This window comes from Paenibacillus sp. LX16, from assembly GCF_036252815.1.
GTDB classification, from domain to species: domain Bacteria; phylum Bacillota; class Bacilli; order Paenibacillales; family Paenibacillaceae; genus Paenibacillus; species Paenibacillus polymyxa_B.
This window is the reverse complement of sequence record NZ_CP141152.1, coordinates 1,726,331-1,738,404: the sequence shown is the minus strand read 5'-3', so window position 1 is coordinate 1,738,404 and position 12,074 is coordinate 1,726,331. Positions and strand designations below refer to the sequence as shown.

The window sequence follows — 12,074 nt, the reverse complement described above, 5'->3', positions numbered from 1 at the left end:
TTTGAACATATTTTACTCTTACAATTTATCAGATGTACATTTAATTAGTCAATATATTTCGGATGAAAAATCCATTCAAAAAGCGCATTTCAAGATAATTATAATATTTTTAGCAAAAATATATCGAAAATACACAATATAAATAAACAAACGTAAAATTTTATTGTTCATTTGAATAAATACATTGTTAAAAACATGAAAATACTATATATTTAGAAATATGAAGAATCTTAATTCGGAGAATAAGGTGAACAATATGACGAGAAAGTCAAAGGTTACGATACAAGATATCGCTGATGCCTTGGGGATTTCCAGAAACACTGCCTCCAAGGCGCTTAATGGAGTGGAGAGTATTCCCGCCGTTACTAGGGACAAGGTGGTCAAAAAAGCAATGGAGCTTAAATACAAACAATTTTCTTATATGGAAACAGCTTCTGAAAAACAAGGCAATATCGCACTTTTGACCTGTAATCTTCCTAATAGCTCACACTTTGGATCTTTGTTGATCAGCGGACTGGAGAAGGAAATCAGCAAACAGGGCTATACTTTATCTATTTATTTTGTTCGTGAGAATGATATCAATTCAATGACCCTACCCGGCAATTTTGAACCTTCGAATGTGGCTGGCATCTTCTGCATCGAAATGTTCAGCAAGGAATACAGCAAGCTGATCACAGATCTTTGCATCCCAACCATTTTTATTGATTGCGCTGCGGATATAATGTATCCAGAATTGAAGGCGGATCTGGTATTAATGGAAAATGAACACAGCACATACTGTGTTACCCGGAAATTGATCGATCATGGCTATGAAAGCTTCGGTTTTGTAGGCGATTACAATCATTGCAAAAGCTTTAATGAACGCTGGACCGGATTTAATAAGGCCTTAGCAGAAGCAGGAATCGCCGTAGATCCTGCCCTTAGCATTGTAGCGCCTGACCGCAACTTCTTTATAGAGGAGAACTGGATGGAACAGCAGTTAGATGCCCTGAGGGAGTGTCCATCCGTCTTTATTTGCGCCAATGATTTCATTGCCATCAGCGTGATCAAATCTTTGAAAAACAAAGGGATTAAAGTCCCGGAAGATGTTGCTGTTTGCGGGTTCGATGATGCTTCGGAATCCCGGGTTGTCGAGCCTCATCTTACAACCGTGCATATTTATAGTAGTCAGATGGGTATTATTTCAGCCGAAATGTTATTGTCCAGAATCAAAGACAATACCATGCCATACCGAGTGACTCATGTTGCAACGGATATCGTATACCGGGACTCGACCCCTGTTCTAAACTAAATCTACCAAGAGGTGAATCAAAGTGAAAAATGACAGAACGGTTCTTTGTGTGGGCGAGTTGCTCATTGATTTTTTCTGCACGGATATTGATGTTAATCTTGCCAAGGGTCAGCATTTCTCAAAGCAGGCCGGCGGCGCTCCGGCAAATGTAAGCGCAGCCGTAGCCAAGCTCGGAGGAAAAGCGTCATTCTTGGGGAAAGTCGGGGCTGATCCCTTTGGCATGTACCTGAAGCAAACGTTGGATGAGCAGCATGTGGATACGTCCATGCTCCTTTTTGATCCGTCAACGCCGACTACACTGGCCTTTGTTTCCCTTGCCGCTAACGGTGAACGGGATTTCGTGTTCAACCGCGGAGCTGACCGTCAACTGTCTCTACAGGACATTGATAGAGAATGGGTCCAGCAGGCTGCCATTCTGCATTTTGGCTCGGCAACGGCCTTGCTCACCGATCCATTCCGGGAAACGTATTTGTCTTTATTGGACGAAGCGAAGGCTAATGGGCAGTTCACCTCCTTTGATCCCAATTATCGGGGGAACCTTTGGGAGGACAGGCTGGCGGAATTTATCGCACTGTCCAGAAGGGGAATACACAATGCGGATTTGGTAAAGGTAAGCGAAGAGGAATTAAACATCATTACAGGGCTGGCTGACCGCGATGCTTCATTGGATCTTTTGCATGGGTTGGGAGCGAAGACGGTGGCAGTTACCTTGGGGAAAGAAGGAACCCTCATCTCAAGTGGTGCTTCCCGTTCGTTAATCGGCAGTATCGCTGTCAAATCGATCGACTCTACTGGTGCCGGAGATGCCTTTGTCGGAGCAATGCTGTATCAAATCAGCCAGCTGAGTCAGCCTAAGGCATTTACCTCCAACTGGGAGCAGCAGCAGGAATTTGTGACACTTGCCAATCAAGTCGGCGCCATTGTGTGCACTAAAGTTGGAGCGATTGCAGCCTTGCCGTCGTTGGAAGAAGTTAATCGTTTCGTAGCACTAGGTTGAATCAAGGAATGAAGCGTAAGAACAGCAAAAGGTGTCCGACGATCTCTAAGGTCGCTGGACACCTTTTTATGTAGAGATCCGTCATTCATTGGAAAGATGCTACTGATCGGGGCAAACTTTCAATGAATGACGGGAAGCTTGGTAAATATTTAAACTTATTATTTATGATGCGGATCTCTATTAGTCTCGATTAATAAAATGAAGCGAGAGCATCGCGTCCTTATAGTTGATAGGGTGATGAAAGTGACTGAAGGAAGGTAAGAATATATTTATTCACAGGTATCGTCTTCGATCATAACCGCTTCTGCAAATTTCCTGCTTAAGCTTGGCTTTTATTAGGATAGTTTTGCTTGGAAACTTTGTGTCGCTGTGCGGCGACACAAACTAAACTCATAGAGATACAAAAATCATTATTTACTCAACTTTAATCATTCATCTTTATGTTTTAGTTTCACTTTAACTTCATTAAAAAAGGCCGTTGTATCCCATACATTGAGACCAAAGCGTCCTTCCTTATAAGTTTGATCTTTTGTGTCGATAACTAACTTATTGTTCAAATAAACCTTAGTGATATCGTCTTGTACTTCTACTTTGAGATGATAATCTGTATTTGGCTGTAAATCCAGTTTTTCATCATTGTTATATGTCGCAATTTCATATCCGGTTCCATCAACAAATTTAATTAATTTTACAATATTATTTTTTATATCCACATTTGCTGCATACAAATTCTTTGCTGTTAAGTCAGAACGAAAAACCAACGAACCTGCTCCAATGGAGTTGTCTATCAAATCTTTTTCAGAATCACCGGGGTGGGAATCTGTATCTGGCACGTTTATATTGGCTTCATATACAAAATTCCTGCCGGTCACTTTTGATACTATAAAAGCATCTCCCTTACTCTGTCCCTGTTTTCCATGTATGGTGTCGGCCCACTTCCCGTTAACGGCGGTCCAACCTGATAAGTTGGATTTAAAAGAAGAGTCCTTTTCTTTCCATACACTCTTTAGAGGATATAGGTGCAAAGATTTCAGCTTTACATTTCCGTCCTTACTATAAATTGTTAATCCTTTGCTTGCAGAATCTGCGAATATCTGATCGGTAATCACTGTCGTACCATCATCACCGAACACCTCTACAGCTGATCTGTCAACAATAACTTGCAATTTAATCGTGCCGTTCTTAGCATGTAATGGTCCATCATGCTTGCCAACTACATTACTTCCGTAATCAAAATTTCCTGAATGAGTCCGATCAACGAATAATTGCTCGTTGTAGACATCATAACCGACAGTAGTATATTGCTCACTTCCTTCACGGATTTTGAAGCCAAATTCTGTTGCCTTAGTATCCGTTACATCAAACAAAGCGATCATTTCAAATGTATCTTCTGATAAATTAGAAAGAAGACGACTGTTACCCGATATGATTTTATTTGTATACGAAATACGATCCCCTCTGTCGCGAATGCTTTTTAGGGAAATAGGGGTTTGTTTTAAACGTAAACCCTCTGCGGTTTGAGTGAGCTCCATCTTCCGCGGCAGTGTTGTTGAACTTCTCCACGTTGAGGTGGGTGTATCGTTGGCATACTGCCAATTACTCATCCAGCCAAGCCAATATTTCTCACCATTCTTCCCTTCTACTCCACTCCAATCCACAGCAGCATAAAAATCAGCGCCATAGTCAGTCCATAACACTTTATCGGAAGTATTTTCATTTTTAAACGTCTTACCGTCAAAGCTGCCTACAAAATACTGCATGCCCGATCCGCCTGCCGGAGCACCATCATTTATACTTACCTGTAGGACCCACTTTCTTTTTGAAGGGTCGCCATCAACCGGCAATTCGACTAACGTAGGACATTCCCATACTCCTCCGATGCTGCCGTTTGTGGAAGGAATCCACTGTCCAGAAACAGCGGACCAATCTGTGAGGAGTCCGCTTTGTTTCATATCTGTTTTCTCCGGCTCTTTTGCAACCTGGTCAACTTTATTCGATATGGTCCCTTCATTATAAACATTAACATCATCAACATTTATATGACCGTAACCATCTTTGGCATGGTCTACTACCTTGATATATAACACTTCACCAATATATTTGGACGCGTCCCATACGTATTTTGAATATTTTTCTTCATTAAATTTTATATTGGCCTGGCGGATCAATTCTTGATCGTCGGCTGCTCTGACCAATGATACATAGGTATTGTCGCCATCATCGCCTGCTCCTAGTAACAGATTGATTTCACCGGATCCGCTTAATTTAAAATAGGAGGAATGCAGTTCACCTGTTGCTTCATCTCCCTCGTGAAGCTTGGAATATCCCCACAAGTGATAATTCCCCTCATGTCCGAAGGGTCCACCCCAATAAGTCGCTTCACTGGATACATGATCATCCGAAAAAGGATCGCCCTGGGTCACCGTCCATCCGGTTAAATCGCCTGTTTCAAAATCATGATTGGTGATTTCTTTCTCATCGGTCATGATATTTCTACCCAGTTGAACATCCTGAAATATCGCAGAAGAGTGCAAAAGATGTAATCCAAAATGGCCGGACAGGAAGGTTGCATCATCGATATCATGAATGAGATTTCCGTCCAGATACATCTTTATATTTGTTCCAAATGTGCTCACTTTTAAATCATGGCTTTGATAAGTATCCAGCGTTACTGTGGTTTCAGCCAGAACCGTTCTATTCCCGTCTTCCATTTTCACAATTTTCACTTTATCGTTTAAAGCATCGATACTCGCCATATATCCATTTTTCGCATCAGCATCCGTCCGGAAAACAAGTGATCCTGTTTCATCTCCTCCCTCTGACAAATCTATATTCGCATTATATATAAAGTTGTCCCCAGTCTTACCACTTATGATAAAAGCATCATCTGCAGATGTACCGCTTTTCCCCTCCATGGTATCTTCCCACCGGCCGGTTACAGCTGTCCAATTAGATAGATTGGTTGCAAAGTTAGAGGTGTTCTTGAAACTCACATTTCGGAAGGAAGCTGTTGAATTCCAGGCGGTCAGACCGTAATAACCATAATCAAATTCAGTATCCGTTTCTTTAATTACAGACTGATCATCTACAAACACCTGAATGTCATGACCATATACGTCTACCTGCACGTTGTAAGTTGATGAGGTTCCTAGAGTTAAAGACTTGCTTGCAATTTCTGTATTCGATCCATCGACATTCTTATTTAAAGTAACGACATCATTTTTGGCATCCAGGCTGACGACATAACCGTTTTTCGCATTCTTGTCAGCACGAAAAACCAGACCTCCTGAGCCTTCCCGGCCATTCTTTTTATTAAGGGTAATATCTCCCTCATAGGTGAATGAACCACCTTCCTGTGAAGACATAGCGTACGAAGTGGTATCCAGACTATTGGCCTGTATTCCGTTGTCTTCACCAAATTCGCTTGCATAGGTCCACTCTTTTAAATTGGGTGAAGTATACAACATTACTTTATTCGCTGCGGCCAAAGACATCACCCATTGTCTGGAGTCTTCATGCCAGAATACTTTAGGGTCTCGCCAATCCGATATCGGGGGATCCGGCATTACCGGATTTCCTTCATACTTGGTCCAGGTTCTGCCTCTATCTAAGCTGTATGCAATGCTTTGAACCTGGCCGTTATCCCCGGAATGAGTAAAGATCGCAACCATCGCTTCTTTTCCGAACCCTGCAGTATTGTTCCAATCGATCACAGCACTTCCCGAGAAAATCTGACCGTTTTCATCTGGATATAACGCAATCGGTAAATGTTTCCAATGGATAAGGTCTTTGCTCACCGCATGCCCCCAATGAATCGGTCCCCATTTCGTTCCATAAGGATGATACTGGTAAAAAAGATGATATTCACCCTTATAATAAACCATTCCATTCGGGTCGTTCATCCAGTTAGCCTCAGGCGAAAAATGAATCTGATTACGGTAAGGTTCATCGTAATAACCAAGATCAGCTGCAAAGGCGGGAGTTAACGGTAAACTAAATACCATAAAGCAAATAAGCAGCATACTTAACTTCCTCTTCACCATCTTTCACATCCTCTTTTAATATTTTGAACACCTAGTGTTATTCTTAACATCACAAATAAAGCGTTTACATTTATCTCTATAACTCAATATCTTATGTTTACGCTGTTTTGGTCACAAAAACCCGACAAAGTCCGGCCAAGGATGACTCCCTGACCGGCACGTTTTAAGCCAAAACACCAAATGCGTACCCAATAATGCCTACTGCAAATAAAGCAAAAATCAGAGCGATTGCGTTCACTTTCTTTTTCAGTAGCCTCATACATAAGAAGGTCAATAATAGTGGTAAAAGTCCAGGCATCAATTGATCCAAAATCATCTGAACGGTCGTAATAACCTCTTTTCCATCCGTTCCCACATATCTTGATACCACCAGCGGCACATTCAGGGTGGTCCATTTGGAAACAAGTGCGCCCATAACGAAAAGCCCCAGTATGGAGGCTGACTCCGTGAGTTTTTGCAACCGGTTTCCCGACATATCGGAGACAATCTCCGTACCTTTGTGATAACCGTATTTCAGACCGTACCATTTCGTTGCCAAGCGTGCAGTGTTAAAGAGAAGGAAGAAAAGAACCGGTCCGACAAGGCTGCCGGATAAGGCGATTGAGGCTCCGAGTGCAGCCAGAACCGGACGTAAAGTCCCCCAGTAAATGGGGTCACCCACTCCCGCAAGAGGTCCCATTAAACCGACTTTGACTCCACTTATGGTTGCATTGTCAATCGGCTGGCCGCTTGCTTTCTGCTCTTCCATCGCAGCCGTTACACCCATAATAGGCGCCGAGATAAACGGTTGAGTGTTGAAAAATTCCAGATGTCTTTTCAATGCCTCTTTTTGATCTTCTTTCTTGCTGTACAGCCGCTTAATCGCAGGGATCAAGGTGACACAGAAACCGATCGACTGCATTCGCTCAAAATTGAACGAGCCTAACAGGAAGCATGAACGGACAAACATCTTATTTAAATCACTTTTAGTCAGCTTCTTTTCTTTCATAGTGCTCTCCTCTCCCTTCAGGTAGTTACTATAACTCTTCGATTTCTTCCATCTTCTCATTACGCTGGTTGTATTTTGGACTCAGCTGGATGTAAAGCAGAGCCAGAACCGCGCCAATGACCCCAAAACCAACCAGATTAATGCTGGTAAAAGCTGCAATGACAAAGCCCAGAAAGAAGAATGGCATGAGGTATTTGGCTGCCATCATATTAATGACCATCGCATACCCTACGACTACGATAAAGCCGCCCGCAATTTGTAGTCCTCTTGTGATAACCTCCGGAATTGCGTTAAGCATAGCAGTCACCAGGCCTGTTTCTGCGGCAACTGCCACCAAAACAGCGGGCAAAGCAACGCGCAGACCTTGCAAAAGTAAGGCAATAAAGTGACATAGCTCAATTCCTTTGAAATTTGCAGATTCCGCATACTTATCAGCTAAATGCTGGAAGAAGACAGTAATCGTCCTGACAAAAATGGTAAGCACTTGTCCGGCGGCTGCAATTGGAATCGCAACGGCAATTCCGGCGCCGATCGATTGATGGCCGACGATGACCAAAATGGTTGAAACCACGCTGGCTAGAGCAGCATCTGGTGCCATGGATGCTCCTACATTCATCCATCCCAAAGCCATTAATTCCAGAGTACCGCCAAGTATAATGCCAGTTTTGAGATCGCCAAGGACAAGACCAATCAACGTACACGCAATCAGAGGACGATGGGTTTGCCCTTCATCCAGAACGCTACCCATGCCACATATGGCCGCTACCAGTGTTACCATCACAATTTGAAAAACAGTCATTTCTATAACTCCTCTCTAGTTGCCACCTGGTATTTACGATCACAAATCCTGCAGTTTGGTAATCAAGTTGATTTTCGGATCACTGGCTACTTTTCTGATTTCCAGCTCAATGCCTTTTTCATGCAGCTTACGAAATGCATCTACATCCTGTTGGTTTACGGATACCGCCCCGGTAATCTGTGTCTTTCCTTCCTTAAAACACATTCCTCCAACATTCACCGAGCGGATGGGTACTCCCCCTTCCACAACCCGCAGCACATCTGTAGGGTTGGTAAAAAGAAACAATGTTTTAAAATCACTGTATTTGGGGTTATTATAAGCCTCTACCGCTTTGTTAATCGTTACGACATACGCCTTAATTCCAGGCGGCGACACCTGAAGCAATAAGGTTTTGCGTAATGTATCCGCTGCGACTTCATCGCTAACAGCGATAATCTTGTTGCACTTCGCTTCTTTCACCCAAACGGTCGCCACCTGACCGTGAATCAGACGGTCATCAATACGAACTAATGCAATTTCCATTCTATAATTCCTCCTCTGATTGACTGTTTCGAATGGCACGGAAAGACATCATGGAATCGTGCCCCGCATGGATCGCTAGTTTCACCAAATTCTCCACTTGTTCCATTCCTCTGTTTGCAAGAAGGTCAACGATCATTGGCAGGTTTACTCCTGTCACAATATCCATTTTTTCATGGTTAACCGCAATTCGGCTGGCAGCATTATAAGGACTGCCGCCGAATAGATCAACAAGGAAGATAACACCGTCCGTCCAATCCAGCGATGCCAACGCAGCCTTATATTTCTCTACAAGTCCGCTGACACTTTCACCTGGTTCAAACGTAACCCCTGCCACATTATCCAATTGGCCGAAAACCATTTCTGTTGACCTCAGTATTTCTTCAGAAAATTTCCCGTGTGTCCCAACAATTACACCGATCATCTGTCTCACCCCCTTTGTTTCTCTCCACATATATCTATAATGCAAGTTCTGTGCCAAACATCTGTATAGATCAGAGGAAATTTTATAAACAACAAAAAACCCCCGTTGCGTCGGAGGTTTTTTCCAGTCTGAATAGATCATTATTTATCAATCCCCGCTGCTTTCATACACATATGAAAGCGTTTTATACTCTTTGGCCATTACTGTGGAATAAAGTTATATACTTCGCTCAACATTTCGCAAATATAATATTTTTCGTCATCAGAAAGTATAAGATTCATACCAGAGACAAATATGTTGCATGAACGGTTTACCACCTCAAGTATGCGCTGGTCGAGCTTTTTCACTTCCCCCTGATAAACAAGTCCATCGCGAATAACCATGCGTTCCAGCGCATAAGCTGTGTGAGTAGAAATTTGGACTTTTGTTGCATAATCAAATTTGACTCCCAATCCAAGTTCCAGCTCTTGCACAAATCTCATCAGCATTCCCAGAATTTTGTGGGGATTCAAATAAGTCATAAATTCTTTCAGACTTTCCTCGCATAACTCCCTGACGACTACACTTTGATCCACAGCAGGGATCTGTTTGTTATTCAGCAGTAGCTCTCTCAATGTCTGCTCACCGCTTGCTTCAATCAGCTTTTCCAAGGGAATAAACGGAATTTCCGGCTCGCTTGGCCGTTTCACTCCAATCACGGCAAGAATTGTTCGCTTAGACCTCATATCCTGGACCACTTTATCCAACTCCCTTACGTTTGCCGGGACAACCAGTATTTCCTCATCCGTCAAATCGCAGACAATTTTCTCTACAAACTCTTTCAATTTAACCGCTGCACCTTTGCCGGAGGAGCAAACCGTCACAATTGCCTTATGAACTACTTTCACTGCGGCGCTGCTATTGTTATATCCCCTGAAATCCTTTAGCGATTGGTATATCTCCTCTATCCCCATGTCAAAAACACTGGCCTTTCGGACAGCCTCCAGCGTGAGCGGAGTTGAAACCATATCAATGGTCTTTACATTGATTCCAACACGTTCCATAATAGTTTCTTCAAGATTGAGCAAAGAGCCCATATCAACCAGCAGCAACACGCCTCTACCACGGTCAATGCTCTTTACTTTATCGATAATAAGATCCAAAATTTCCCTAGGACTGACATCGAGGGGCATATCAACAGCGCAAAGATTAGAACTGCCCAGCAAGCTGTCTACGACGCCGACGATGCTGCTCGCTGTACTGGTACCGTGTGCTGCCACAATAATTCCCACACTACCCTGTCGTTCCTCCTCGACAGATTTCAGAAGAATCGCCATATAAGTTATTTCGGCCTCCGGTACATGTACACCGAACTTAGATTCGATCAAACTTTTGATAGTCTGGGCCAGTCTGTACTCTTCATCATGGTCATTCATCGGTTCATAGATTCGTGCATCACCGTATTTTTTCTCTCTGGTGCGCTTGAAAAAGGCGCTTAAATGAAGACTGAAAGCATACACGAATCTCTCGCTGTAAATTCGGTTTAGTTCCTTTTTGGCCATTTCCTTAATCTGCTCGGAGAATTCGAGGATGTCTTTGTCCACAATTTTCAGAATTCGTTCCCTGCTCCCCTTGGTGTTATAAAAACGGTTATAAAAGCTTTTAATATGGATATTGACATCCGTAGCAATAAATCTGTGGATGTAGACGTCGTCGAGCCCTTCTTCCTTCAGCATGCCAATCTTGTCTTCAATTAGTTTGTAAAGGTTAAACGGCAGCTCGGAAACAACCTCTTCATCCAAAGCTTTTCTTCCTTCTGGAGTAATGTATAGGCATGAGGAAATACATCCCATTTCCTTCATCTTATATTGCGTTTTATCAATATTAAACAAACCATCTCGGATATTTCCCGGCAGGTTTTTAAAATCAAGTCCTATTTCATCTTTGTTTTCATGTATGCTGTTTAAAAACCCTTTAGCGCATACCAGCTGGATGTTTGACTTTAACTGGCCGATATTGCCGTAGGTGACGCTGCCAATCAGTGCTCTTACTACCTCTGATTCAATCCTAATCGGCTTGTTTACCCTATTGGCCTCGTTAGCAAACAAATGCTTCAAAATCAGCATTTGCTCCTCAATAGCACGTTCCTGAAGGGAAGGGATATTGATTGTGATGGGTATGCGCCTAATGAAGGTTTTCAGCATGGATGATCCGGGATCCTCCGTCGTAGCTCCAATCAATAACACACTCGCATCTCTTTTTCGATCCGTTTCGCCCAATTTGTTATAGGTGTGAGTATCCATGAAATAGAAAATCATTTCCTGGCCTTCCGGGGGTAAACGGTGAATCTCATCTAAAAACAGGATGCCTCCGTCAGCTTTCTCCACCAGCCCTGCTTTTTCATGATCAGCGCCTGTAAACGCCCCTTTAACGTGACCAAAGATGTGGGAAAGTAGCAAGTGGGGGTTATTGAAATAATCAGCGCAGTTAAAAACGATAAATGGCGCATGCTCTGAAAACCGCTTCATATACTTGCCATAATGGTACATCAACCTGGCAAACATAGTTTTTCCAACACCCGTTTGCCCGACTATCAGGGTATGCAGACCTCTAGGAGGATACAGAATCGCTGCCTTCCCCTGCTCAACCTGGTTACGCATGCTGCCCCTGAAACCGATCAAGGCATGGAACGGATCGATCTGTTCGTCAGGCAGCAATACCTCTTTGATGCTTTTGACCTCAATTTGTTTCTCTTTCAGCCGAACCCGAAAGGTGTCCTCGATAATCTGCTTGTGCAGAAATCTGACCGGTCTTCCTTTGATTTTAAGGATTAGATCGTCACGCAGCAGATTATTCAACTCTTTGCTCACATTGTTTCTCAACATCTTTTGATCATCAGCAATTTCCGCAGCCGTAATCCCTTCCCCCGCAAATAAAGCCTCTTTGGAAATTTTCTTGGTGCTTTCGGCAATATACTCTAAAATCTTATCTATTCGTTTCACCTGTATTCCTCCAGCCTGAATCAGTCATTGGA

At 43.0% G+C, this 12,074-nt stretch carries 8 protein-coding genes and 1 pseudogene; 2 read left to right on the top strand and 7 right to left on the bottom strand.

The genetic code is table 11. The annotated features are described in order from the left end of the window. Positions 1-256 precede the first annotated feature (256 nt). Positions 257-1,291 carry a LacI family DNA-binding transcriptional regulator gene (locus tag T3H97_RS07960; protein WP_328802204.1) on the top strand — a complete coding sequence of 345 codons (1,035 nt, stop codon included), beginning with the start codon at positions 257-259 and terminating at the stop codon, positions 1,289-1,291. A gap of 22 nt (positions 1,292-1,313) precedes the next feature. Further along, positions 1,314-2,288 carry a carbohydrate kinase family protein gene (locus T3H97_RS07955; RefSeq protein ID WP_103048193.1) on the top strand — a complete coding sequence of 325 codons (975 nt, stop codon included), beginning with the start codon at positions 1,314-1,316 and terminating at the stop codon, positions 2,286-2,288. A 428-nt stretch (positions 2,289-2,716) separates the two neighbouring features. Here T3H97_RS07955 and T3H97_RS07950 read toward each other — a convergent pair whose 3' ends face one another. The 7 genes and pseudogenes from T3H97_RS07950 to T3H97_RS07920 all read right to left on the bottom strand — a co-directional run bounded on the left by T3H97_RS07950 (position 2,717) and on the right by T3H97_RS07920 (position 12,042). Further along, a complete protein-coding gene (locus tag T3H97_RS07950) occupies positions 2,717-5,044 on the bottom strand; it encodes a glycoside hydrolase family 32 protein (RefSeq protein ID WP_442955645.1) in 2,328 nt (775 codons plus the stop codon). A 645-nt stretch (positions 5,045-5,689) separates the two neighbouring features. Then, a pseudogene (locus T3H97_RS07945) lies at positions 5,690-6,310 on the bottom strand (glycoside hydrolase family 32 protein); the annotation flags it as partial. Positions 6,311-6,494: 184 nt separating this feature from the next. Next, positions 6,495-7,319 (bottom strand): PTS mannose transporter subunit IID, encoded by an 825-nt coding sequence (gene manZ / locus T3H97_RS07940; protein WP_013309479.1) that lies wholly within the window; start codon positions 7,317-7,319, stop codon positions 6,495-6,497. Between the two features lie 28 nt (positions 7,320-7,347). Next, positions 7,348-8,118 carry a PTS mannose/fructose/sorbose transporter subunit IIC gene (locus tag T3H97_RS07935; RefSeq protein ID WP_023988666.1) on the bottom strand — a complete coding sequence of 257 codons (771 nt, stop codon included), beginning with the start codon at positions 8,116-8,118 and terminating at the stop codon, positions 7,348-7,350. Between the two features lie 39 nt (positions 8,119-8,157). Further along, the gene (locus T3H97_RS07930) at positions 8,158-8,640 is read right to left on the bottom strand and encodes a mannose/fructose/sorbose PTS transporter subunit IIB (protein ID WP_272640278.1); all 483 of its coding nucleotides are present in this window, start codon (positions 8,638-8,640) and stop codon (positions 8,158-8,160) included. A gap of 1 nt (position 8,641) precedes the next feature. Next, entirely contained in the window at positions 8,642-9,061 is a 420-nt protein-coding gene (locus tag T3H97_RS07925) for a PTS sugar transporter subunit IIA (RefSeq protein WP_250272392.1), read from the bottom strand. A gap of 200 nt (positions 9,062-9,261) precedes the next feature. Next, positions 9,262-12,042 (bottom strand): sigma-54-dependent transcriptional regulator, encoded by a 2,781-nt coding sequence (locus tag T3H97_RS07920; protein WP_328802203.1) that lies wholly within the window; start codon positions 12,040-12,042, stop codon positions 9,262-9,264. Between the last annotated feature and the right edge of the window lie 32 nt (positions 12,043-12,074).

Coding starts and splice junctions, on each gene's coding strand:
- T3H97_RS07960 (WP_328802204.1), top strand. CDS start 257: ATGACGAGAAAGTCAAAGGTTACGATACAAGATATCGCTGATGCCTTG.
- T3H97_RS07950 (WP_442955645.1), bottom strand. CDS start 5,044: ATGGCGAGTATCGATGCTTTAAACGATAAAGTGAAAATTGTGAAAATG.
- manZ (WP_013309479.1), bottom strand. CDS start 7,319: ATGAAAGAAAAGAAGCTGACTAAAAGTGATTTAAATAAGATGTTTGTC.
- T3H97_RS07935 (WP_023988666.1), bottom strand. CDS start 8,118: ATGACTGTTTTTCAAATTGTGATGGTAACACTGGTAGCGGCCATATGT.
- T3H97_RS07930 (WP_272640278.1), bottom strand. CDS start 8,640: ATGGAAATTGCATTAGTTCGTATTGATGACCGTCTGATTCACGGTCAG.
- T3H97_RS07925 (WP_250272392.1), bottom strand. CDS start 9,061: ATGATCGGTGTAATTGTTGGGACACACGGGAAATTTTCTGAAGAAATA.